Raw genomic sequence first — 24076 nt, forward strand, 5'->3', positions numbered from 1 at the left:
TTTAAGTTGCCTAATTTTAACGCGAAACAAGTATTATAGGAACAAATTATTAAGCAAACTTGCATAAAAATGCAAAAATTTACATAAACCCCGGAAAAACTAATACTTTTTAACTTTTATTTTTAAATTATAGGATACGAGATAGTAGCGATTTCACATCGCGTCCAAGCACAACGAGCGCCTAGCACCTAATCATCAATCAAGTCACTGACCTCTTCAATTAACTCATCAAACTCATCACGAACGTTACTACGTTGTTTGTCGGTTAACGTAGGCTTTAGTTCTAATAACAAGTTAACGTAGTTATCTAGGTTTTTATCATCGGCTGCAATTAACTCATCGCTCATAAAGGCAAAACGATCATTAATGATCACAGCAAGTTGCTGGTTAAAGTCTTCTGGTTTTTGCTTTTGCATAAACAGCGTTTTTAAAGTGTCTAAACGCTTTTGTTTGTATTGCATCCACAGTAAAAATGTACTGACTCGCGTATTTGATGAGTTCTCTATCAGTGTTTTTTGCTGTGAAGAAAGCTTAGTACCGAACCATTCTTTATAGTTTTCAAGGTTTTCTTCAAAACGTTCTTTTTTATGTTGCTCAGGCGATTTCTCTTCGTGTTCTTTGTACTCATCGTTAATGTTTTCTTGCAGTGCAGCAACAAACTCAACTCGCTGCTGATAAGAAAGAGAGTTCGCTAAATCAATAAGCTCAGGCTCAATTTTATCAACCAGCGTTTGCCAATGCTGCTTTGCTTGTACAAAGTGTGCTTTAAGTTCGTTATGGTCAACTTGCTTATCTAACATGGCCTTTAAGCTTTCAAGATCACGTTTGTATAAAGGGAGTTGTGTTTCTCGATGCCAATCGCGGCTGGTTTTGACGATATGCTTAAATTTATCAGCTTGGTCACTGTTGAGATCTACATAGTCATCAATCCAAAATCCTGATAACCAGCCTAAGTTATTGTAAGTAAAGCTAGGGGAACACCCAGCTACTGTAAACAACAAACTAAATACTATTAGATACTTTGATAGCTTTTTCATTGTAGTTTTTTCAAATCCTGTTTCAAAACAAAGTAAACTTACCACTAAGAACAAAAATTCAGCAACTATAATTAAATGAAATTAATTATCATTTAAGTGTTGACGAACAATTAAACCTAAGTAATAATCGTTATCAACAACTTGGTTCGCTAAACTATTCTCACAGCAACATCATACTGTTAAAGGCTTTGATGCTGTTTTGCCAAGTTAGTTCAAGATGTAACTCTTGATTGTCATCTGTTTCCTCGACCCAAACATAGACATAAAACGTTACACTTTACTTGCTACATTGCTCATATCGGTGACGGTAGATATGACTCGAAAAAGCCCGCTACGGGCTTTTTTTATTTCTTTAATTTTTCTGTAAAATCTGTATCTTAAGCCTACTTGTTAATTGCAAAGCTTGCCGCTGTCTATAAATTGGGCATTTGCGGCTGTTGGGGCTAAACTAAAAGTGATGTTTTGCTCAGTGGCTGTTTGGCAATGCATTTTATCAATAGCTCAATGCTTTGCTATTGATACCTAACACACATTTGGAGGCAGACTATGATCAAGCCTAATTTTAAAACACTATTGCTCGCTAGTACGTTAATCTTGTCACCTTTAGCAAATGCCAGTCTTGAAGATGCCCAATTAGCGGCGAATGAAGGTCGTTTTGAAGAAGCACTTCATGAATTTAACTACCTTGCAGACAGAGGTTATGCCCCTGCAATGTATGAGCTTGCTAAAATGTACGAAGGTGGTTTTGGTGTACAACGCGACTACCGCAAAGCGGCAGAATTGTACGAAAAGGCAGTAAAAAAAGTACATGCTGATTCAATGTTCGCATTGGGTGTACTTTATCAAGAAGGTAAAGGAGTCAGACTTGATAGAGAAAAAGCGATTTCACTATTTGAAATGGCATCACAAAAAAATCACCCAGCAGCGCAGTTTAATTTAGGGGTTATGTACGCCAATGGCGAAGGGGTAATTCAAGATTACCGCACAGCACTCAGCTGGTACCAAAAGGCGGCAGCAAATAACTTTACTCTTGCTCAGTTCAATATGGCCTTAATGTATTACGAAGGTTTAGGAGTTCCTAAGAACCTCGAAAAATCATACATTTGGAATACCATTGCTGAATACAACGGCAACATGGATGCAAGCCATAGCCGTAAGCTAGATGAGCGCACTATGATGCCAGCAGAAATTGAAGCAGCGAAAGAAAAAGCAGACGCGATTTATGCAAAAATACAGGCTGGTTTATACGCACCTGACGGGCGTTTATAAACAAGCAGTGTACTTGCGCTTAACGGCGCAAGTACATCCATTTTAATAGTCTGATAAGCAACTTGTTTTGCTTTAGCAACAAACTGGTACGAGGATTAAACTTTCCTGATACTAGAGTATTTCTTGCATGGCTAAAGGTTTTAAAGCCTTCAATACCATGATAGTGCCCCATTCCAGACTCACCAATACCACCAAACGGTAGTTGGTCTGCAGTTACCTGCATCAGTACATCGTTAATTGCCAATGTACCGCTTCTGATTGATGAACTTAACTTACTTATTTTGTCTTTATCATGACCCAAAATGTATAAGGCAAGAGGTGATGAGTCGGCGTTTATAGTGTCAATCACCTGCTGCAGTGATTCATAACTCACAATTGGCAGTAAAGGCCCAAAGATCTCATCTTGCATTACCCGCATATCGTCATTTACTTGCGTTAAAATATGCAAACCCATGCGATGCTTAAGTTCATCGACTTGGTGCCCTTCTATTGGCTCGAATACTTGAGCCCCTTTGTCTTTTGCATCATTTAATGTCGAAATTAAACGTTGATATTGCCTATCAGAGATAATCGAGGTGAGGTTTTTACCTTCAACACCTTGTTTAAAATGCTTTTTATACAGCTCACTGAGTTGCAGTACTAACTGATGCTCAAGCTTTTTGGGCACAAACACATAATCAGGAGCAACACATATTTGCCCTGCGTTGTTTAGCTTTCCGAATAACAGCGTTTTAGCAGCCTCTTTAATATTCACATCATCAAGAATCACAACCGGTGACTTGCCACCTAACTCAAGGGTCACTGGGGTGAGGTTTTTACTGGCCGCTTGCATCACTTTACGCCCTACTGATGTTGAGCCAGTAAATAGTAAATGAGCAAAAGGTAAATCACAAAAAGAGGCGGCGGTGTCGGCTTCGCCTTCAATAATAATGCAGTGCTCAGATATGTCACCGTCCATTATCTGCTTAATAACCGCATTGGTATGTGGGGTAAACTCGCTTAGTTTTAACATAACGCGATTACCCGCCGCTAATGCGCTAAGAGCCGGTACTAATGCTAATTGAATTGGGTAATTCCATGGCGCAATAACACCTACAACTCCTTTAGGCTGATAATGAATATGTGCCGATGAAGGCCATAAACTGATACCCACACTGCGTGACTCGTTTCGTGACCATTTAGGTAAGCGCTTTATGGTATCAGTTAATGACTTTACCGTTGGCAGTAAATCACCAAGCACAGTATCAAACTCGGTACGGTAGCCAAAGTCTTTACTTGTTGCAGCTACTAAGGCTTGCTCATTTTCAATTAGGCGGGATTTAATCGTTTTTAACAGCTTTATACGCTGATCAATCGCTAAATATGGCTCGGCCAAAAAGGCATCGTTGAGTTTTATAAATTCACTCTGTAATTGTGCGTGTATATCAGTCAAAACATCATCTCTTGATAAACGATTTTAGCCACTATAACCAGCTATATTTATCTGAGCAACTTTATAAATGTAAAAACAGCGCTCATAGTGAGCGCTGTTATTGGTTGGAATAGGTTGAAAACTTAAAGGCTTAACTAAAAACCAAATACCACTGCGGCAATAGTCATAGTAACTAATGTGATCATCGCAATAGCAATTATGTTCAGTGCAAAGCCAGAGCGGATCATATCTCGCATTTGAATTTGCCCAGAGCCGAACACTATCGCATTAGGCGGAGTCGCAACTGGCATCATAAACGCACAGCTACACGCAATAGCCGCAGGAATAACCCATACAAGTGGTGTACCAAATACTGACTCAGCAACAGGGCCTAATAATGGTAAGAAACCTGCAGCTGTAGCCGTGTTACTGGTGATCTCAGTTAAGAAAGTGATTAAGGTTGCCACTGCTAGAACACTTAATACCAACGGAATTGCACTCGCTCCTTCAATCATGTGAGCAATGTATTCAGCAAGACCAGAAGATTTGATTTGCGCAGCTAGTGTTAAGCCACCACCGAATAGAAGCAACACGCCCCACGGTACTTTAGCGGCACTTTCCCAATCAAGAATACGCTCACCATCACCTTTGTTTGCCGGTAACACGAACAATAATAATGCTGCCGCAATAGCAATACCCGTATCAGAGATTTTTAAGCCCGATAAGTCGGCAAGTACAGGTCTGAAGATCCAGCATACTGCCGCTAAAACAAACACGGCTGCTACGCCTTTTTCAGCGCGCTTCATTGCACCAAGCTCTTGTAACTGCGATAAAAATAACGATTTAGTATCTTTACTTGCTGCTTTGGCACAATCGGTATCTACTTTATAAGCAAACTTAGTTAACCAAACCCAACATAAAGCCAGCATAACAGTTGCAAGTGGTACACCTACTTTCATCCACTCAGCAAAGCCAATATCAATTTTGTAGCTGTCTGATAAATACGCAGCCATAAGTGCATTGGGTGGGGTACCAATTAAGGTTGCAATACCACCGATACTTGCACCATAAGCGATTGATAATAATAATGCTTTACCAAATTGATCATTTTCAGGGTTAGACTGTTTAACCAGCATAGTAATCGACATAGCAATTGGTAACATCATCACAGCAGTTGCTGTATTTGACATCCACATCGATAAAAATGCCGTTACTAACATCATGGCTAAAATTTGTAGGCTTGGCTTAGTACCAGCACGAAGCATGGTATTAAGCGCAATACGCTTATGTAAACCCCAACGCTCCATCGCGATTGAGATCAAAAAGCCGCCTAAGAATAAAAAGATCAAAGGGTGTGCATAAGGTGACGCGACCCCTTTGATTGCTGCAATGCCAGCAAGAGGTGATATAACCAGTGGCAATAATGAAGTAGCAGGAATTGGCACAACTTCGCTTACCCACCAAGTAGCCATCCAAAATGCAAGGCCTGCGGTACGTAGTGCTGATACACTCATACCCGCTGGTGGATCGATTAAGCAAGTTAATAACATCACTAATGGGCCCAGCAGTAACATTACTGTGCTCATTAATGGGCGTGGCTGTGAGCCATCTTTTGTTTGATTTACTAATGACATACCGACTCCTTAGAACTTGTATTTAAGACCAATTGCAACGCTGTTGTCTGATTCAAGTTCTAAATCTAAATCAGTATAGAATAAGTATGCTGTGGTTTGTTTATCAAAAACATAGTCAACACCTGCTGTCCATTGTTTACCTTCTTCAGCATGGCGAATTTTTGAGTCGTCTTTAACATATTGCAGCTTAGGTACCCATTTATCGATTGCATAGCTTGCGCTAAGTGCATAGCCATTGCCTTCTTTCGTACCGTCGGTTGATTCGCTGCGCTGGAATAAACCCGCTAACTGTAGGTTATCAAGTTTCCATGCTGCAACCACACGGCTTGCTGTTAACTTATTAAGTGCATCAACATGGCTGATAGCAACATAGTAGTCTTTAGATTTTAATGCACGGTCACCATAAATAACCGTTGCCGCAAAACCATCTTCATCGTTGCTACTGTCATCTTTTGGTGCATAAGTTAACGCAAGTGATGCGCCACCGTATGTTTTTGAGCTGTAGGTAATAGTATCGCCGATACGGTCTTGACCTGGGATCAGCTGTGCAATATCTGCTTGGGTTTCGTTAAAACCGTCTACTTTACCTTCTGAGTATTTAAAACGAGTGTCGTTACGACCGACAACCACTTCACCAAAATCACCTGCAAGGCCTAAGTAAGTATTACGAGCTGAAAATGGCTCGCTGGTATCGTCATGTTCAAAGCCTTTTACTTGAACTTCGTATTTGAATACTGCTTTTAGCGACTCAGTTAGTTTGTGGCTACCTTTAATACCAATACGAGAAAAAGGTGCTTCTATTTGCGTACCTTCATCTGCATAGCGCATAACGCCTGTATCTGTGTTTGCTATTTGAACTTCTGCTTTACCGTATACCGCGTAGTCTGCTGCCATTGCTGAGCCAGCTGTGCTCGCTAAAATCACAGCCGCTGCTACGCGTGTTTTTGTATGAGTGAATATTGTTGTCATTATGCGCCCCTTATTAGGTTCAAATTGTTGTTCCTAACTATTAAGGCAAGTTGGTTGCCAACTTAGTTAATTTTAAAAAAGCTGTTAAATAACAGTAAATTAACTTTATTGACGTAAAAGAGGCTGTGTTTTATGGGTGGATATCCACACATTTTTAAAAATATGCTGTCACCAGTTCCACCCATTGTGAAGAGTTTAATATGAGAGGGCTGCTCAGTCTTTGAACATTTCGCGATTAATACCGTACTTGGTCATCTTGTCGTAAAGGGTTTTACGGGCAATTTGTAATGTAGCCATAGTCTCTTTTATGCTGCCGTTGTTACGCTCGAGCGCTTCTTCGATGAGTGATTGCTCATAAAAACTAATTTTCTCGGCAAGGCTTAAGTCCTGAGCAAGTTCGTTTTCATTATTTGCATCACTGTACGAGGCAAAGGCCAGATCAGAGCCCAGCAATACCGCACGTTCGGCCTGATTTCGAAGCTCTCGCACATTACCCGGCCAGTCATAAGCAAGTAGTCGCTGCTTTGCTTCACTACTGAGTGGTGCAGGTGGTTTATGAAAACGTGTCGCTGCTATCGAGCTAAAATGCTTAAACAACAGTGGAATATCGGCCTTTCTGTCTCGTAATGCGGGGATACTCACTTTAACTAAGTTTAAGCGGTAATATAAATCGGCTCTAAACTCCCCTGCTTCGACTAGTGTCATTAAGTCTACTTTGGTGGCAGCAACAATACGCACGTCTAAATCAATAGCGTGGTTATCACCTACAGGCGTTACTTTACGCTCTTCAAGCACCCTTAATAACTTTACTTGTAAACTTGCAGGCGTTGACTCTATTTCATCTAAAAAGACAGTACCGCCTTTAGCAAATTCAAATTTACCTTGTCGAGATTGCGTAGCACCTGTATATGCGCCACTGGCTGCACCAAATAGCTCACTTTCAATCAGTTGCTCGGGGATTGCGCCGCAGTTAATGGCAACAAAATTAGCCGCTGATCTGTTACTTTGATCATGTAAGTAACGGGCAACTAATTCTTTACCTGTGCCTGTTTCTCCTTCTATTAGAACATCGGCAGGAGTATCGATTACCGCATTGAGTAAATGCATCATTTGTTGCATTTGCTCGGTTTCACCTAAAATTCGCACACCGGGCGCAGAGGTTTTCTCTACTGCTATTTTTAAGGCGCGGTTTTCCATCACTAGAGCACGTTTTTCTAAAGCGCGGGCGATACAATCTAACAATTGCTCTGTCAGTGGCTTTTCGAATAAGTCATAGGCGCCTAGTTGCATGGCTTTCACGGCCACAGATACATCTGCAAAGCCGGTAAGAAAAATAACCGGTAATTCACTATCAAAGGCTTTCACTTGTTCTAAAAATGCCAAGCCATCCATTTTTGGCATGTTTATGTCGCTTAATACAATTCCCTCAAAACGACGACTCAATTTTGAAAGTGCCGCTGTAGGCTCACTAAAACACTGAACTTGATAACCTTCAATCTCAAGGAGTTGCTTTAATGAATCGCGGATCACCGCTTCGTCATCAATAACGATTACCTGATTACAGGTCGCTGCAACTACACTCATGATGGTTCCTTATTTGTTTGTAAGGTTATTATAAATTGTGCGCCGCCTTCAGGGCGGTTATGCGCCGATAATCGACCGTTAAATGAGTCGATAATTTGTCGTGAAATAGATAAACCCAAACCTAAACCGTTGCTGGTTTTAGTACTGTAAAATGGCTCAAAGATATTACCCAATGCATGTTGATCAATACCCGGCCCTGTATCAAGAATTGATAGCTTAACTCGGTCGTCGAATAGTTCGAGATCAAAACTTAATTCACGCTTTTCAGATTCACTCATTGCTTGGCTAGCATTGGTGATCACGTTAACCAATACTTGTTCAAACTTAACGCTATCGACCCACACTGTTATATTTGCATCAATATCAGCAGCTTTTACCTCGATATCGTCTTGCTTTAACTGGGCGCTGGCGATCATTAACGCATTTTTTAACATGCTCGCTAAGCTTTGCTGCCTAAGTTGAGTTTGCGCCGGTTTACTAAAATGCTTAAGTTGCGCGACAATCTTATGAACACGCTCTATGAGTGACTGCACTAATACCAGATTTTCGCTGGCTTGCTCATTATTGCCTTTGATAAGTAACCGTTTTGCGCTCACTAAATAAGTATTCATAGCACTTAAAGGCTGATTGATTTCATGGTTAATGCCTGCACTTAACTGACCTATCGTTGCAAGCTTGGCTGTTTGGATCAGTGCTTTTTGTGCTTTTTCAAGCGCTTGGGTTCGTTCTATTACTTCTTGCTCAAGGCTATGTCTTGAAAACAAGAGCTTTTTGTAGCCCGCAAAGCGCACCATCGCCATATGAATAAGCACAACAGCAATAGCATAAAACACACTAAACCAAAGCAGCCGAGGTATTTGTGCAAGCTCCACATTAGTTACATCCACCAGCACACTGGCTTTGGCGTTTATAATGTCTATTGTTTCGGTGGCGCTAATGAATCGCGCTTGCTTGCCATTAAGCTGAATGTTTTGCTGTGCGGTTTGTTCACTTAAAGGCTTATGATTATGATTAAGTAAGCTCGGTTTATGAGACAAGTAGCGGCGAGACTTAACCAAAGCAGCCATTTGTTCGTCGTTAAGCGATTCAAGTGACTTTAAACGCCAGTCCTCAACGTCTGACATCACAATAACGCTATCTTCTAGTGCGATATAAAAGTGAGTGCTGTCTGATGCATTAAGTAGCTGACGGTCTTGTTCAAACTTTTTCGCATTCACTTTTAAAGTGACAACAGCAATAACTTTACCCTTATCAATAACCGGCTCTGAAAAGTAGATGCCCCGCTCACTTGAGCGCATGCCTAAAGCAAAATAAGCCACTTTTTCACCTTGCTTGGCTAAATAAAAATAAGGCCGAAAAGCAAAATTACTGCCCAAAAAGGTGTAATCAACTTGCCAGTTACTACTTGCCACAACAGAGCCTGTTAAATCCATTAAATAGACATCTGATGCACCACTGGCACGTTGGATATCTTCTAAATAATAATTAACGGCTTGCTCGCCAATCCCTTGCTTAACCACAAAAGATTTAACTAAATCATTGGCACTAACTAGGGTAGGAATTGTTTTAAAGCGGGCTAATTCGCTTGAAAAATAATGACTTAACTGAGTAGCTTGAACACGGCTTTGTTGCTCTGCTTGTTGATAATCGTGAGCGCGTCCAACGTAAAAAACTAACACAAGCAACAATAAAAGCATTGCACCTGCAATTACTAACTTTTTACTTAATGACGACATTCAAACCTTTGAGATCAGCGCAACTAGAAATTGAACTGGTAGTGTAACGATAAATCTTCTGTTGTACCAGCGACAGCGCCATTGTCCATACGTGGATCAAACACATTATATTTTTTGCCTAACAGGTTTTCTGCTTTAAGCATTAGTTGACTGTTTGCGTTTAACTGCCATTTCAAGCTGCCACCTAATAAGCTATAGGCAGACTGTTCAAAGTGAGCACCTGTAACTGAACTTACCTCTACTTTATCACGCCACAATAGGTTTAAACTCACTTGCCAGCTGTCAGATAGGTTATAACTACTCACTAAGCTTGCAAAACGCTTAAAGCTCGCATTAATTGGATCTTCAAAGTATTGCGTATAGGTACCTGTTACAGAGAACTCTTTACTTGATTGCCAAGTACCATCAAGCTCAATACCACTATTTTGAGTATTAAATGAATTTGTAAAAGTAAATAGTGCATCATTAGATTGCGTTGGCTCAATGTTTATGAAGTCATTGAGTTCATTATAAAAAAGCACCGCATTAGCCTGTAACTCTGAGGTTTGATAATGCCAAACAAGCTCAGTGGTTTTTACCGACTCAGAGCGAAGTGACGGGTTGCCTACGGTGACATCATCATTCGAAAAAAGCTCATTAGTAACTGGGGTTCTGAACGATTCGCCATATTGCACTTTTACGGTATGCTCTGGGTTTATTACATAAACACCCGCAAGGCGAGGCGAAAGTTTACTGTCGATGTCTTTCACATCGTCGTAACGTGCCCCAAAAAATAAATTAAGTGCATCTGAATAAGGTATTTTTAACTGCCCGTAGGCGCTAAATGTTTCGAAGGTATATTTAAGTGATGCAAATTCAGGAAAGTCCATCACAGTCACAATACCTTGCTGATAATAAGCGGGGTCAATAATGACTAACATAGACTCATCATCATAGTAATTAGAACGTACCCCAGCTTCGACTTGTTTAGCCTCTGCGTATTCTATACCCGCTGCAAGCTGCCATTGATTTTCAAATTGATAACTCAGTTCAGTCTCAAATTTGCTATCGGTTGTTTGCCAAGCTGGGCCAAGTAAAAAATCAGGTATATCGTCAAATGAAGCGATTAAACCTGCACTAGCGATATTATGTTTAGTGTACGAGTAACTAGAGTCTAGCTTTAACTTGTCATTATTAATCCAGTTATATTTAATGCCAACAAAGGTGTTATCACTGGTGTGTTGATTTTGCGTTGAATAGCCAGCAAGGTTTAAAAATTCATCGAGGGATGTTTCGTTGTAACGAGCACGTAATTGCAGCTTTTTGTAATCAACACCTGCTTCTAGGTATATTGCTTCAAGAGGGTCCTTTACACCTTGCGGATAGCTTTCGCCATCTTTTTGATCATAAGAAAAACTCGCAAAGAGAGCGGAATCATCACTTAAAGAGGTATTGAACTGCCCTGTTGCCCCGTAGCGACCATTGTTGCCAACAACTAATTGCAGTGCATTTCGCTCTTTAGAGGTAACAATATTCATCACCCCTAAAAACGCATTACTGCCATAAAGCGCCGAGCCAGGACCACGAATAAACTCTATTTTTTCGATAACTTCAATAGGTATATAAGGCATGTAAACAGAAGCTTTACCGAATGATGATTCATTGACACGCTCACCATTAATCATCACCAGCACATTACCGCTATCAAGGTATACACCTCGAGCATGATCTTTAGGCACGGCACCAACCCAATCGCCACGAGTAGATTGCATACCAGGCACAAAGTTCATTACCTCATAGGCGTTATCAACACCCAGAGCTTGAATTTGTTTACGGCTAAATATACTCATGGTTGATGGAACAGATGACAGGGTTTCGCTGGTTTTACTAGCAATATCAACTTGCACATTAAGCAAGTCTTCAAAACTCAAAGAGAATAAGTCTTGTTCTTCAGTCGCGTTTGCAACCAGTGGTATGGTTGAGGCAACTGCAATTGAAAAAAGTGCTGAACATCTTAAAACCTTCACGCTGCGAGATACCTGTACTAATAGCCCATGCTGCAAAAGCAACACCTTGTTTACACTATTAATACAAAAGTTTGGCAAGCTTGCAATGTTTTTATAGTTTTAGTTGAAGAGTTCTCGAAAGTAGATACAAAAAAACCCACTTTCAGCTAAAAATGGGTTTTAATTTTATTGAGCCAACCTTAATTAAGCTGTTTCAACATTAGCAGTACGCTTTGCCTTGATGTACTTATATAAACCAATAAGTGACGCCGCTATCCAGAAAATTTCGATAACAAAACTAGCAAGGTTAAAGTTATAACAAAGACTAATCAGTAACAGAATCGCGCCTGTTAAGTTCATCATGTTATACACAAGGCCGGTTGGCGATGCTTTATTCAGTTGTAATAAAAAGAAAGCACCAACCACTAAGAATGTGCCTGTCATGCCAATAATATCAAATAAAAGTGCTATCACGTGCGTGAGTCCATTTTGTTCAAGTGTTTATACCCATACAACTGGCCCAATCCATGGGGAGGGTTGTTTTCATTCATTGAAACAGCAAACCGGTCAATAGTATCAGAGCATAAGGAATAAACGAGGATAAATGTCCTTAGTTAAAACTAATAATTGGTACACATATCACCCAGCTAAAAGGCTTAGGCATATCTAATTGAACAATTAAAAAACATCATTTTATATATGAATTTTATATTTAAATTTGTAATTCAAATATAAAATGTTAACATCATTTTAACGCGAGTGAGTTTCTAATGCATAAATTGCATAAAAGCTTTTGCAACTTTGTAATTGCAGTCTCTTGCGTAATTGCTGTTTATAAAGAGGAAAAAAAAATGCCGATAGATATGAAGTTATTTATGTATTCAACAGCTCTACCCGTGTTGATGAGTACTCCATTACAAGTTAATGCAGAAGAAACCGAAAATAAAACCAACTCAGAACAGGTAGAAATTATTGAAGTCACTGGTATTAGGGGGAGTTTAGAAAGGTCATTAGATAATAAACGAACAGCTTCATCTGTTGTTGATGCAATCAGTGCAGAAGATGTAGGTAAATTTCCAGATTTAAATATTGCAGAATCTGTTCAGCGTATTACAGGGGTTCAAATTAGTAGAAACCGTGGCGAGGGGGAAGCAGTTAATATTAGGGGCTTACCATCAGAATTTACGATGGTAACACTCAATGGTCGTGCACTACCTAATGCTATTTCGCCTGGTGATTACACCATGACTCGCTCTTTTGACTTCACAATTTTACCTTCAGATTTCATCCGAACGTTAGAGGTTTATAAATCACCAACTGCTGATTTAACTGAAGGAGGATTATCTGGAACAATTAATATAGAAACTCCTAAAGCCGGTGATTTCAGTGAACAAGTTTTCCAATTTTCACTTGATGGTGAATATTCTGATTATGCAGAAACAACTTCCCCACGTGCTTCGGTATTTTTCGCAGATCAATCAGAAGATGGGCGATTCAGCTATGCTGTGGGAGGTGCTTATCAAAAAAGAGATTTCGAAAGTCATTCACATTGGTCTTTTTATATCCCGTACAATGAAGCTGGCGGTTTAGGTGGTGCTGGCCCACAAGATTTAAATTCTAATGGTATTATAGAAGACGGATCTGATGGTAATGACCCTACAACAGTTCGCGCACCGATTAATTTTTATAATCTATACCCTGTTCAAAGTAACAGAACAAACTTATTGGGCTCATTAGAGTTTCAACTGTCGGATGAAGCTAATTTTTATATGGAAGGTCTATATAGTAAATTAGATTTTGAATCTACAAGATATGAGTTCCTTCCTTTTTTAGGTAATTCTAGTGACTTAGTAAGTAGTAGAGCCATAATGATGGAAGGTGCTGATACTGCGGTAGACTTAAGAGTCGCAAATCTTGATTTAAGAAGCGGTGGTCGGTTTGAAGACCGTTCAGGTGACCTTTGGAATATAGTAACAGGTATCAATGTAGACACTGGTGCTTGGCAAGCTAATCTTGAGTTTTCACACTCAGAATCTGCACAGATCCGTAATAATTTAAATCTTGAAAATACAGCAGCCATAGATATTGATGGTGAAGCACTTGTAGCTCAGGGCGATAATGTTGTTAGTCAAATTTTCCATGGTGATTCTGCAAGTAAAATTTTAGACCCTAACAGCTATAAATTATTAAGTTTAAATGGTGAGTTTCTAAAAGAAACCTCTGATGAAATTAATGATATGCGCTTGGACTTAAAATACCTTTCTGATTGGGATATGTTTACTAGCTTATCTTTCGGCATTTCTTATTCTGATCGAAGACAATACCAGGATGCAAAACGCTTAGTTGTTGATGCAAAACAGATAAATGATATTCTGGCAAATGGCGCATTAGAGGTGTCCAATGGAGACTCTGTTTATTACACAGCTGCTCCTTATATGATTCCTATCGAAGCTGCAAATGGCGACTTCCTAGGTAGCTCTGGCGCGGATGTTGTCAAAGCCTGGATTGGTTCAGATACACAAGGGTTTCTTTCTAACTTCAGTAATGACGAACTTATTGCTGCAGGTAGCTTTACTAATAGCGCTACTGGGATTATTGATGTTAGTGAACAAATTGCTGCAGCTTATATACGTACTGACTTTGAATTAGATAATGGCTTTAGTGGTAACATTGGTTTAAGGGTTGTTGAAACAAATCAAAGTAGTGTTGGGGTAAGTCCAGATCTCAACGGTATATCTGTTAACCCAAGTGCAGGTAACGTCACAACGGTTCCTGCTGCAGAAGCTATTGAAGTTAAACGCAGCTATACTGAATTATTACCTTCAGCCAATTTGCGATGGGATCTAACTGATGATCTTTTAATGAGAGCATCAATGTCTAGAACAATTGCCCGCCCTAATTTATCAGATGTATCGCCAACTACGTTCGTTGACGGTGTCACTGCAACAATTACACGTAAAAATCCATATTTGGACCCATTCAAATCTGACAACTACGACTTTACAGCAGAATGGTATTTTGACGAAGGCTCGTTAGCTGGTGCAGCATTATTTTATAAAGATATAAAATCACTTATAAGTGGAAATACTACAAGTGAAACATTACCAGTCACTATCATTAATGGCGATGGTTCAACAACGCCTAGCTCAATCGTTTTCGCAACAAATGAGCTAACCAATGGTTCAGGCGTAAATTTAAAAGGTATAGAACTATACTACCAAACATACTTTAACATGTTACCTGAGCCTTTTGATGGATTAGGCATGCAGGCAAACTACACTTATATTGATAACTCTGACCCAGAGCAATTAACAGCGGCTTCAAAAAACAATGCTAACGTTTCTGCATTTTATGAAAAAGGACCTCTAAGTGTCAGATTTTCATATACTTGGCGTGATAGTTACTTAAACTCATCGCAAGGAGGGTTTAATATGGGAACAGAAAGACAAGCTTATGGAACACTAGATGGTAGTATCTCATATGATATTAATGATAACTTAAGCCTTTCGCTTCAGGCTGTTAACTTAACCGACGAGGCAGATAATTTGAAATTTACAACTAACTTGCCTAACCAAATCACCTATTCGGGTCGCCGTATACTGTTTGGTATCAGAGGTAAACTATAAAGCTTTTCCAATCTCTAGTTATACCGGTTCGCTTACTTAAGTGATCTACTTTGAGGCATATTACCTCGTTTATAACAAAGCAAAAATTTCGTTATTTAGTTGTTCTAAATAACGAAATTTTTTTACGTAGTTAGCGACAGGTTCCATCCTCGAAATGAATAAGGATTTTGCTGGTTTAATTAAATGCAATATACAATGAACCACTTTTAGACATCAAAGTAGCTATATCTATAAAGCTATGTATACCATCACAGTTAAATTCTTCTCTTAGGATCTATAAGTTTTTGAAGCAAATGCATGTTTAACCAAGTTAATGTTTTCCTTCTTGATTTTTTTCCAGTAAGGCCCATCCACAGCAATAGTATTAAATACTCTTTAACTAACATTAAATTAAACATCAAAAATGTGGCAAATACTAATCACTTATGCGTTACCTTACCACCGATGATCTTTAAAGCAGGTGCGCCGCGTATCATAGTTTCGCGGGCGAATTGACGTTGGCAGTCAGGGCAAATACCTGTTTCATTGGTAAAGTCTTGGCTAATACGTTCAACAAAACATTTAACCAATGCCCCTTTACCGCCTTTGCGGTATTTAAATAATTGGCTTTTACATTGTGAGCAAAAAATATCGACTGTTTTGGTCGGGCCTTTTTTGTTTGGTTTTGCCATTACAACTACATTGCTAAAATAAAACCTTAGCTTAACATGTTAAGGCCAGAGCCCCAAAACTAAGCCGATAACAGAAAACTGTAATATTGAATAACTTGCATTAACTAAAAATAATTTTAATGGGCGTTGTTCAAAAATATAGCCAATACCTAAGGCACAGCTAACCCAGCACAAGCCAATAATAAAGCCAGTACCAACAGCCACTCCTACATTGACATTTGCGCCAATAAATAACGATAAACTAAATGCAATTAAACAACATAAAACAAAGCTGCCGCCAAATACCATAACCGGATTAATGCTCTGTAGGTCAAGCTCTGTTAAACCACAGCTTTCCATCCAAATACGTTTAAAAAGCCAAGGTGAATACCACACAGCGCCCAATAGGAAAGATGCAAGGGCAGCAAAAAAGATAGCGAAGTAATTAAGTTCTGAAAAATGCATACGCCAGACTCATACAACTAACAGGTTTAATTTGACTTTAGTTAAGGATCAGCGATGCAGCAAATCAAAAAGGCTGAGTTTTGTACCTATTTATATCTAAATCATACTTTAGGATTAACCGCAGAATTATTTCAGTTTAATAAATAATCAATTTAGTGTTGTACGGGTTTTTTCTGTAATTTGCGTTGAAGGGTTCTTCTGTGCATATTCAGTTGGCGTGCTGTTTCAGAGATATTGCCATCATTGCTATGGAGTACATGTTGAATATGCTCCCACTCAAGACGCTCTGGCGACATTATTTGGCTTGGCTCTGGGTTTTCCAACGAGGCACATGCTTCAACATCACCCAAGATTGTTTTCAATAATGAATTAAAATCGACAGGCTTTGGTAAGTAGTCATCTGCACCGAGTCGTATCGCTTCTACCGCACTGGCTATACTGGCAAATCCCGTGAGCAATACGATACGCGCTGAAGGAAATTGTTCTCTTAAAGGTTTAATTAGCGCAAGGCCGTTATCATCCCCGAGCTTTAAATCCACCAGAAAGTGGCTTGCCTCAAAAGTGGTTGTTTTTTGTAAAGCTTGCTCAGCGTTATGAGCAAGTGAACATGTGAAGCCTTGTTTTGTAAAGCGCCTCGCAAGCGTGCTGGCTAGGTTTACATCGTCTTCAATAATTAAAAGTTTCATACAATTTTTAAACTAACCATCGCAATCGCGCCTTGCTGTGGGTGATTACTTAGTGTTAATGAGCCATTTAAGCGCTCTAAGGTTACATTAGAAAGCATAACTGCCATTCCCATTCCATCGCTACTAGGCATGAGCTGACCGCCTAATGATGCCATTTGTTGCTCGCTAAATCCTTGACCGAAATCACGTAATGACAATGAAAGTATTTGCTCATTGATTTGCCACTTAGCTTCGATGTTGTGTTGCTGATTATGGCTATTTGCCGATACGGCGTTTTGCAACAAGTTTAAGATAGCCGGTAACAGCATAGCATCACTCAAAATCGAACAATCAGGGGCGTCATTTAGCCACTGTAAGCTTTGCTCAGGAAAATGCAGTGTCATCGCATCTTGAATAGTGTTTTGCAGTGTTTGAGCACTAATCACCTGTTGCATTTCACCGGTTCTTAAGGCATTTGAAAGTGATCTAAAATGAGCAAGCTGCTCTTTACACTGGGCTAATGGCTTAGCCATTTCTTGTACAATGGGATCATCAGCTTGTTGCTCTTTAAGCTCTTCAAATAATAGCTGTAAGTTTGCTATCGGCGTTGCAAGTTGGTGCGTTACTTGTGCGGCAGCGCCATCAAGCGTTAATAATTGCTCATGTCTTAATTGTTGCTCGCGGGTACGAGCAATAGTGGCCTCTCTGGCTCTTAACGTGCTGTTTAATGTGCCAATCACAAAAGCAATAACGATGGCGCTGATAACAAAGTTGATCCACATACCAATGAAATGATGAGTCATCTGCATCTGATGCATGGTGTGTTCGGGCATTTTTATCAGTAAAAAACTATAAGCGGCGATTGCCAGCACAGCAGTGTAAGCAAGCCCTTTTGCATTAACAGACACCGCCGCTATCATTATCGGTAACAGTAATAACGAAACAAATGCATTGGTTGCCCCACCACTTAATGAGAGCAAAATAGTTAGAAACAATAAGTCGGCTGTAAGCTGCATCAACACAGCTGCTGGCCTTGCTTTCGTGACATTTCGGTAAGCGAATATACTTAACAGCTGAAAGATTGCTTCAACACAAATTACAGCAAGTAAAGGTAATAATGGAATTTGATATTCAAATAGAAAATATACCGCAATAACAGCAACAAACTGCACGGCGATTGCGGCGCTTCTTAAAATTAGTAGGCGACTGATCGCCGGATCGGTTTGCATAGCGGACTCTTTAAAGCTTAATCATCGTCCATTGAAATTGTAAAAACAGCACAAGGCGTTCCTTGATGAAACACCATTTGCCATTGTTTACCATTAAAACGCCACAGTGACATACGAACTGAGTAGTTAAACTCTGAGCGAGCTGAACGTCTAAAGGCCGCTTGATAGCTTAGCTGTGCAATATCATCACTAAGCATTCGGCCTTTAAAATGTTGATTATAAAACTGCGGTACCACCTCAGTTGGTAGGCGGGTTAAAACTTGGAACTTATTAAATGACGTGCCATCAGCGGCTATTTCAATAAAATCATCATCAAGTAATGCATCAAGCGCTTCAGCAGATTGACGTACCTCTGGCTCAAGGAGCTGTCGCTCTGCATCAATTAAATGATTAAATAACGTCTCTTTAATTTTACCGCCCATAGTAACCCTTACTGTTTGAGCACTTTACCGCCCTTCATAACAAACTGAACCTGACTAAGTTCACTAATGTTATCAAGTACATTCATATTCACGCTGATAATATCTGCTTGTTTACCAACACTCAAGTCACCGAGGTTATCACTTTGACCTAATAGTTTAGCAGCTTCAACGGTGGCTGATCTAATTGCTTGTTTTGGTGTCATGCCGTATTTAACTAATAACTCAAACTCTTTAGCATTATCACCATGCTTAGATACGCCTGAATCTGTACCAAAGGCTATTTTAACCTTGTTTTTTAACGCTAATTTAAATGATGCTTCCATTTTTGGCGCTACTACTTCAACCTTATCAGCAATTGCTTTTGGCATATTTGGGTTATTTAGCACTTCTTCTTTTACTGTCGCGCCAGCGAGTAAGGTTGGAACTAAATACGCGTCTTGCTTTTTGAAAAGCTTAACCGTGTCTTTATCTAAAAAAGAGCCATGCTCGATTGAATCAACACCCGCTCTAAGTGCTGCTTTTATACCTTCTGTGCCATGAGCATGAGCGGTCACTTTGCGGCCTAAATGATGGGCTGTGTTTACAATGGCACTGAGTTCTTCATCAGTAAATTGCTGATTAACCCCTGCCGCTGTATTACTTAATACACCACCTGTCGCGGTAATTTTAATCACATCGGCACCGCTTTTAATTACATCGCGTACTGCACGAGTACAATCGGCTGCGCCATCACACACACCTAAGCCACCCCCTTCTGTCGCTTTGGTAATATCACGACGATAGACATGCATATCACCGTGACCACCGGTCGGTGTGATCATATCGCCTGCAGCAAAAATGCGCGGGCCAACAATGTCTCCACGTTCAACTGCTCGCTTTAATGGGAAGATAACTTGATAGCTGCTACCTAGGTCACGCACAGAGGTAAAACCTGCATCAACCGTACGTTGTAAGTATTTTAGAGAACGCAGAGCGTAATCGGCTTCGTATTCAGTTGTCCACTGGTGTGGGTTACGTTTTGCATCTCGCTCAAAGGTAACATGAACGTGCATATCAATCAGACCTGGCAATACCATCTGATTTTTTAAATCAATAACATCTGCATCACTGAGGTTTAATTGCTGCTTTGTTAGAAAACCAGCTTTTATTTCCGTAATTTTACTGTTTTCAATAACCAGTGTTTGCTGTTCTTTGACATCTTGATCAGTGCCTACCAGCATCTTTCCAGCATGAATAATGGTGGTTTGTGCATTAACCGCAAACGTAGATAATAAAGACAGTACCGATAATGTGCTTATTTTTAGGTTTATTTTTTTCATAATCGCCTCTTTTTTATACTAGGTTTAACTTAAATACTGAGTAAATGCCATTATTTACGACATAGCGCGGTTATGAACTAGTGTTAACAAGTGAATTTTGATATAACTTCGGAAAAATTTAACAAGTCTGACCACATAAAGAGAACACATTATGTCTTATGCCCAAATTACTGGCTGGGGTAAATGTATACCACCAGCAAGCATCAGCAATGATGAAATTAGCAATATTGTTGATACCAATGATGAATGGATCACAACACGTACAGGCATCAAATCTCGCCGTGTCAGCCATGTTTCTACTGCTGATTTAGCGACCGTTGCCGCAAAGCAAGCGCTTGCTTGTGCTGGTGTTGATGGTAAAGACATTGATCTTGTGCTTCTTGCGACTTGTACACCATCAACTATGGTGGCAAATACGGCGTCTTTAGTACAAAAAAATATTGGTGCGGTAGGCGCAGCAGCAATGGATACTAACGCTGCATGTTCAGGCTTTTTATATGCATTACAAGCAGCCACTGCGCAAATTCGTGCTGGTATGATCAAAAAAGCGGTCGTTATCGCTGCTGAGCGGATGACTTGGTACATCAACTGGGAGCGTCGCGACAGTGCTGTATTATTTGGTGATGGTGCTGGTGCCGTTGTGCTAGAAGCCTCAGATACGCCATCTGGCTTACTTGCAACTAAAACAGGCTGTGACAGTGAAGACCGCGATATCTTGCACATCGAAAACTTTGGTAGCGATTTAAATAAATACGAGCCAATTGGCCCGTCTAACCTATTATTCGAAGGTCGCGAAATATTCAAGCGTGCTGTTAAAGGTATGAGTGAAGCTTGTGATGACGTACTAAACCAGGCACAGTTAGAGCTTGATGATATTGACGTATTAGTTCCTCACCAAGCAAACTTACGTATTATCCAAGCTATTCAACAACGCTTGAAAGTAGCTGATGAAAAAGTCATGGTGAACATTGCCGATTACGGAAATACGTCTGCTGCAACAATTGCGATTGCAATTTGTGAAGCTGTTGAGCAAGGCCTTATCAAACCTAACTCAAACATTATGTCAGCAGCTTTTGGTGCTGGATTAACTTGGGCGGCAAGTTACATTAAATGGGGCGAGCGTGTAACACCTATTTCAGTGTCTGATGCAGCTTTACCTGAGTGTGATAAAACAGGTCTTGAACTTGTAGCACCAGCTGTTGCTGCATGTAAAGCGGCAGAATAATACCCTACACTCATTTTGAGAAAGCGCGGCTTAGTCCGCGTTTTTTTATGAGCAAAAAAAGGACTACATAATGGAGCTATTAGGCATACATCACGCTGCAATCATCTGTAGCAACTACGAGAAATCAAAGCATTTTTATAGTGAAGTATTAAAACTGCCGATTCTCCACGAACTATATCGCACTGAACGTAACTCGTATAAGTTAGATTTAGCACTTCCTGATGGCAGCCAATTAGAGTTGTTTTCGTTTCCTGAAGCGCCACAAAGACCAAGCTATCCTGAAGCACAAGGGTTACGCCATTTGGCGTTTAAAGTTGCCGATATTGCAAAATCTAAACAATATTTAGAACAACAAGGCATTTCGGTTGAAGAAATAAGAGTAGATGAAATCACCGGGAAGCAATTTATGTTTTTTGCCGATCCCGATGATTTACCGTTAGAGCTTTACCAACTCTAACTTATTGGAAGCGATCTTGTAGGTAGTTAAATACAGCGCGAATACCCAATGCCTCACCACCTGTAGGGCGACCCGGTAATGCACGTAAGTTCCAAGCCATGACATCAAAGTGAACCCAAGGTGTGCTTGGCTCGACGAACTCTTTTAAGTAAAGAGCAGCAGTGATCGCACCACCAAATGGAGTGGAAGCACAGTTAGCAATATCAGCTACGTCACTTTTTAATAGTGCTTTGTATTGCTCAAATAACGGCAGTTGCCAAACAGGATCATGGCAGCTTTCGCCTGCATCCATCAATTTGTTAGCCACTTCACGGTTGTTTGCGAAAAAGCCAGGTAATTCAGTACCTAGGGCTACACGACAAGCACCAGTAAGGGTTGCAAAGTCAACGATAAGATCGGGGTTATCGTTTTGTGCTTCGGCAAGTGCATCACACAGCACTAAACGACCTTCAGCGTCCGTGTTATCAATTTCTACAGTGATCCCTTTGCGAGTTTTGATCACATCACCCGGTCTAAATGCATTTCGAGAAACCGCATTTTCAACCGCAGGTACCAATACTCGTAAGCGAATTGGTAAGTTAGCAGCCATAATTAACTGCGCAAGACCAATAACATGAGCAGCACCACCCATGTCTTTTTTCATATTACGCATACCTGAGCTTGGTTTTAAATCAAGACCGCCAGAATCAAAACAAACACCTTTACCGACTAAGGTAATTTGCGGTGCATCTTTTGCGCCCCAGCGTAAGTCAAGCAAGCGAGGTTTATTCTCAGATGCACGACCAACCATATGGATCGTTGGGTAATTTTGCTCTAGTAATTCATCACCAACCCACTCGCTAAACTCACCCTCAAAGGTGTCGGCTAAATCTGCCATCACTTGTGATAGATGTTGCGGCATCATATCTGCAGCAGGCGTATTAACTAAATCACGGACTAAATTAATTGCACTTGCATGCTGCGATAAACGTTTAACTAAGCTTTCATCTTCAATAGCAAGTGTGGCACGTGGCGATGGTTTTTCTTTATATTCACTAAACTCGTAACCACCTAACACAAAACCCAGCGCTACTTGCTCTACAAACTTGTCATCGCCTTGAATTTGATAACAACCTGCTGGCAGTTTTGTTGATAAGTCACCCGCTAACCAAAAGTCTTGTAAATCATTAACTAAACAATACACATGCTCAAGTGAACCCGATTCACTATCAGCAATTAAAGCCATGCCTTTGTTTTTGAAATCACAATTTGTTAGCCAATTTTGTAAGGCTTGCGGCTGCTCGGTTAACCAGGTTGATAGGTCAGCTTTAGCAATAAATGACAGGGGAATTCCCGTAGAAGAATGGCGAATTAATGAACTCATTAAACGACTCGATATAAAGAAAAGGTATTTAAGCATACCAATATCTTGATACAAAAGGTATAGGCAAAATCAGATAAGCAAAACCAAATCAGTCTTTGTTTTGCTTCTCTTTTTCTTCTTTTTCTACTTGTTGATCAATCTCTTTAATCGACTTATTGATATTGAATGAACTAGGTAGCACATCAACACCAACCCATTGACCCAGTTTTACAACCAAAGGAATTGTCACTGGCGCAAAGGGTAATACAGCAAATACGCCCAAACCAAGTCCTTTTAATATATCTAAAAATTGTTCATTGGCAGTATGCAATTCTTCTTTAGTAGCTTGGCCTTGGGTGTATCGCCTATAGATATGAAGCATCTCTTTGGTTTCTTGCTTTTCTTGGGCAAGTGCGATTTTAAGTGCTACCATAGCGCGCTTGAAACGTAGTGTCTGACGCTTTTTGGTAATTTTAGCCACTCTGAATGGGGCTCGGTGAATAACTTTGTATAATCGCATTTGGTTATTTTCACACAGCTGAAGAAGTTCACAAAGCACAATTTACTTATATTAGTTTTTGTTCTATTCTTCATACTCTATTCTTAATTATTTTTCAGTATCAAAAATGAGCACACCCGCACAACAGGCCGAGTCAAAACCCCAAAAGCCGGCCCCAGATGAATGTTGTGGTGGTGGTAGCTGTTGCCCATGTGTTTGGGATGAATACCGAGAAAAATTAAAGCAATGGCAATTAAACAACATTCCGCAACAAGCCTAATAGACCGTTCCAAATCCAATTTCGCTTAAAAACCAATCAAAAAATTCCTTTTTTAAAATATTTTTAGATATTTTATATACTTTCTCACACATAAAAGAAAAAATAAGAATAAATTATCCCCTTTAATTTCATACACATAATTAAAAAAACAATAATAACGCGCAAATAAAAACGCCCAAAACAACATCACATTAACAATTTGCAAAATAAATTTACAGGCTGTATAAGAGATTTACACCGAGTTTATTATTTAACTTCGGTGACATAATCAT

The 24076-nt window shown here is 39.9% G+C and carries 21 protein-coding genes; 5 read left to right on the forward strand and 16 right to left on the reverse strand.

The window, feature by feature from the left end:
• Positions 1 to 188: 188 nt before the first annotated feature.
• Complete coding sequence (locus KQP93_RS20210; protein ID WP_217876939.1) at positions 189 to 1037, reverse strand: DUF6279 family lipoprotein; 849 nt, start codon at positions 1035 to 1037, stop codon at positions 189 to 191.
• Between the two features lie 546 nt (positions 1038 to 1583).
• Here KQP93_RS20210 and KQP93_RS20215 point away from each other — a divergent pair.
• Positions 1584 to 2306: a tetratricopeptide repeat protein gene (locus KQP93_RS20215; protein WP_217876940.1), complete on the forward strand. Its 723-nt coding sequence runs from the start codon at positions 1584 to 1586 to the stop codon at positions 2304 to 2306.
• Positions 2307 to 2325: 19 nt separating this feature from the next.
• On the opposite strand, the gene KQP93_RS20220 is transcribed toward KQP93_RS20215, so the two are convergent.
• The 7 genes from KQP93_RS20220 to KQP93_RS20250 form a co-directional block, all read right to left on the reverse strand.
• Positions 2326 to 3738: a coniferyl aldehyde dehydrogenase gene (locus KQP93_RS20220; RefSeq protein WP_217876941.1), complete on the reverse strand. Its 1413-nt coding sequence runs from the start codon at positions 3736 to 3738 to the stop codon at positions 2326 to 2328.
• A gap of 134 nt (positions 3739 to 3872) precedes the next feature.
• Positions 3873 to 5303: an SLC13 family permease gene (locus KQP93_RS20225; protein ID WP_254907787.1), complete on the reverse strand. Its 1431-nt coding sequence runs from the start codon at positions 5301 to 5303 to the stop codon at positions 3873 to 3875.
• A 57-nt stretch (positions 5304 to 5360) separates the two neighbouring features.
• Positions 5361 to 6320, reverse strand: a complete 960-nt coding sequence (locus tag KQP93_RS20230; RefSeq protein ID WP_054563982.1) for a porin — start codon at positions 6318 to 6320, stop codon at positions 5361 to 5363.
• Between the two features lie 213 nt (positions 6321 to 6533).
• Complete coding sequence (locus tag KQP93_RS20235; RefSeq protein ID WP_217876943.1) at positions 6534 to 7904, reverse strand: sigma-54-dependent transcriptional regulator; 1371 nt, start codon at positions 7902 to 7904, stop codon at positions 6534 to 6536.
• Complete coding sequence (locus KQP93_RS20240) at positions 7901 to 9640, reverse strand: sensor histidine kinase (RefSeq protein ID WP_217876944.1); 1740 nt, start codon at positions 9638 to 9640, stop codon at positions 7901 to 7903. Before KQP93_RS20240 ends, KQP93_RS20235 begins: the two co-directional genes overlap by 4 nt.
• Positions 9641 to 9663: 23 nt before the next feature.
• Positions 9664 to 11646, reverse strand: a complete 1983-nt coding sequence (locus tag KQP93_RS20245; protein WP_254907761.1) for a TonB-dependent receptor plug domain-containing protein — start codon at positions 11644 to 11646, stop codon at positions 9664 to 9666.
• 183 nt (positions 11647 to 11829) lie between these two features.
• Positions 11830 to 12099, reverse strand: coding sequence for a CBU_0592 family membrane protein (locus KQP93_RS20250; protein ID WP_054563978.1), 270 nt, complete (start codon positions 12097 to 12099; stop codon positions 11830 to 11832).
• A 296-nt stretch (positions 12100 to 12395) separates the two neighbouring features.
• Here KQP93_RS20250 and KQP93_RS20255 point away from each other — a divergent pair, with 296 nt between their 5' ends.
• Positions 12396 to 15251, forward strand: a complete 2856-nt coding sequence (locus KQP93_RS20255; protein ID WP_217876945.1) for a TonB-dependent receptor — start codon at positions 12396 to 12398, stop codon at positions 15249 to 15251.
• Between the two features lie 419 nt (positions 15252 to 15670).
• Here the strand turns inward: KQP93_RS20255 and KQP93_RS20260 are convergent, their stop codons facing one another.
• From KQP93_RS20260 to KQP93_RS20285, 6 genes are all read right to left on the reverse strand, one after another.
• Positions 15671 to 15922, reverse strand: a complete 252-nt coding sequence (locus KQP93_RS20260) for a hypothetical protein (protein WP_055021979.1) — start codon at positions 15920 to 15922, stop codon at positions 15671 to 15673.
• 39 nt (positions 15923 to 15961) lie between these two features.
• Complete coding sequence (locus tag KQP93_RS20265; protein WP_054563975.1) at positions 15962 to 16366, reverse strand: DUF1761 domain-containing protein; 405 nt, start codon at positions 16364 to 16366, stop codon at positions 15962 to 15964.
• Between the two features lie 152 nt (positions 16367 to 16518).
• On the reverse strand, positions 16519 to 17052 hold the full coding sequence (locus KQP93_RS20270) for a response regulator transcription factor (protein ID WP_217876946.1): 534 nt from the start codon (positions 17050 to 17052) through the stop codon (positions 16519 to 16521).
• Positions 17049 to 18260, reverse strand: a complete 1212-nt coding sequence (locus tag KQP93_RS20275; protein ID WP_217876947.1) for an ATP-binding protein — start codon at positions 18258 to 18260, stop codon at positions 17049 to 17051. Before KQP93_RS20275 ends, KQP93_RS20270 begins: the two co-directional genes overlap by 4 nt.
• A 17-nt stretch (positions 18261 to 18277) precedes the next feature.
• The gene (locus KQP93_RS20280; protein ID WP_054563972.1) at positions 18278 to 18682 is read right to left on the reverse strand and encodes a nuclear transport factor 2 family protein; all 405 of its coding nucleotides are present in this window, start codon (positions 18680 to 18682) and stop codon (positions 18278 to 18280) included.
• Between the two features lie 8 nt (positions 18683 to 18690).
• Positions 18691 to 20001 carry a metal-dependent hydrolase family protein gene (locus KQP93_RS20285; RefSeq protein ID WP_217876948.1) on the reverse strand — a complete coding sequence of 437 codons (1311 nt, stop codon included), beginning with the start codon at positions 19999 to 20001 and terminating at the stop codon, positions 18691 to 18693.
• Positions 20002 to 20152: 151 nt separating this feature from the next.
• Between KQP93_RS20285 and KQP93_RS20290 the strand changes: the two genes are divergently transcribed.
• Entirely contained in the window at positions 20153 to 21226 is a 1074-nt protein-coding gene (locus KQP93_RS20290) for a ketoacyl-ACP synthase III (RefSeq protein WP_217876949.1), read from the forward strand.
• 70 nt (positions 21227 to 21296) lie between these two features.
• Positions 21297 to 21683, forward strand: coding sequence for an SMU1112c/YaeR family gloxylase I-like metalloprotein (gene gloA2, locus KQP93_RS20295; protein ID WP_217876950.1), 387 nt, complete (start codon positions 21297 to 21299; stop codon positions 21681 to 21683).
• A gap of 1 nt (position 21684) precedes the next feature.
• On the opposite strand, the gene KQP93_RS20300 is transcribed toward gloA2, so the two are convergent.
• Together KQP93_RS20300 and KQP93_RS20305 are read right to left on the reverse strand one after the other, a co-directional pair.
• Positions 21685 to 23046 carry a leucyl aminopeptidase family protein gene (locus tag KQP93_RS20300; protein WP_217876951.1) on the reverse strand — a complete coding sequence of 454 codons (1362 nt, stop codon included), beginning with the start codon at positions 23044 to 23046 and terminating at the stop codon, positions 21685 to 21687.
• An 88-nt stretch (positions 23047 to 23134) separates the two neighbouring features.
• Positions 23135 to 23545 carry a hypothetical protein gene (locus KQP93_RS20305; RefSeq protein ID WP_054563995.1) on the reverse strand — a complete coding sequence of 137 codons (411 nt, stop codon included), beginning with the start codon at positions 23543 to 23545 and terminating at the stop codon, positions 23135 to 23137.
• A gap of 106 nt (positions 23546 to 23651) precedes the next feature.
• Here KQP93_RS20305 and KQP93_RS20310 point away from each other — a divergent pair, with 106 nt between their 5' ends.
• Positions 23652 to 23804, forward strand: a complete 153-nt coding sequence (locus tag KQP93_RS20310) for an oxidoreductase-like domain-containing protein (protein WP_217876952.1) — start codon at positions 23652 to 23654, stop codon at positions 23802 to 23804.
• The last annotated feature ends 272 nt before the right edge of the window (positions 23805 to 24076 follow it).

It is taken from the genome of Pseudoalteromonas shioyasakiensis (genome assembly GCF_019134595.1).
Classification (GTDB): domain Bacteria; phylum Pseudomonadota; class Gammaproteobacteria; order Enterobacterales; family Alteromonadaceae; genus Pseudoalteromonas; species Pseudoalteromonas shioyasakiensis_A.

Bases quoted from the DNA above. Each gene is read 5' to 3' on its own strand.
- KQP93_RS20260 (WP_055021979.1), bottom strand. From the start codon at position 15,922: ATGGCAAAACCAAACAAAAAAGGCCCGACCAAAACAGTCGATATTTTT.
- KQP93_RS20280 (WP_054563972.1), bottom strand. From the start codon at position 18,682: ATGGGCGGTAAAATTAAAGAGACGTTATTTAATCATTTAATTGATGCA.
- KQP93_RS20265 (WP_054563975.1), bottom strand. From the start codon at position 16,366: ATGCATTTTTCAGAACTTAATTACTTCGCTATCTTTTTTGCTGCCCTT.
- KQP93_RS20285 (WP_217876948.1), bottom strand. From the start codon at position 20,001: ATGAAAAAAATAAACCTAAAAATAAGCACATTATCGGTACTGTCTTTA.
- KQP93_RS20215 (WP_217876940.1), top strand. From the start codon at position 1,584: ATGATCAAGCCTAATTTTAAAACACTATTGCTCGCTAGTACGTTAATC.
- KQP93_RS20225 (WP_254907787.1), bottom strand. From the start codon at position 5,303: ATGAGCACAGTAATGTTACTGCTGGGCCCATTAGTGATGTTATTAACT.
- KQP93_RS20300 (WP_217876951.1), bottom strand. From the start codon at position 23,046: ATGAGTTCATTAATTCGCCATTCTTCTACGGGAATTCCCCTGTCATTT.
- KQP93_RS20310 (WP_217876952.1), top strand. From the start codon at position 23,652: ATGAGCACACCCGCACAACAGGCCGAGTCAAAACCCCAAAAGCCGGCC.
- KQP93_RS20230 (WP_054563982.1), bottom strand. From the start codon at position 6,320: ATGACAACAATATTCACTCATACAAAAACACGCGTAGCAGCGGCTGTG.
- KQP93_RS20255 (WP_217876945.1), top strand. From the start codon at position 12,396: ATGCATAAATTGCATAAAAGCTTTTGCAACTTTGTAATTGCAGTCTCT.
- KQP93_RS20270 (WP_217876946.1), bottom strand. From the start codon at position 17,052: ATGAAACTTTTAATTATTGAAGACGATGTAAACCTAGCCAGCACGCTT.
- KQP93_RS20305 (WP_054563995.1), bottom strand. From the start codon at position 23,545: ATGCGATTATACAAAGTTATTCACCGAGCCCCATTCAGAGTGGCTAAA.
- KQP93_RS20240 (WP_217876944.1), bottom strand. From the start codon at position 9,640: ATGTCGTCATTAAGTAAAAAGTTAGTAATTGCAGGTGCAATGCTTTTA.
- KQP93_RS20235 (WP_217876943.1), bottom strand. From the start codon at position 7,904: ATGAGTGTAGTTGCAGCGACCTGTAATCAGGTAATCGTTATTGATGAC.
- gloA2 (WP_217876950.1), top strand. From the start codon at position 21,297: ATGGAGCTATTAGGCATACATCACGCTGCAATCATCTGTAGCAACTAC.
- KQP93_RS20290 (WP_217876949.1), top strand. From the start codon at position 20,153: ATGTCTTATGCCCAAATTACTGGCTGGGGTAAATGTATACCACCAGCA.
- KQP93_RS20275 (WP_217876947.1), bottom strand. From the start codon at position 18,260: ATGCAAACCGATCCGGCGATCAGTCGCCTACTAATTTTAAGAAGCGCC.
- KQP93_RS20210 (WP_217876939.1), bottom strand. From the start codon at position 1,037: ATGAAAAAGCTATCAAAGTATCTAATAGTATTTAGTTTGTTGTTTACA.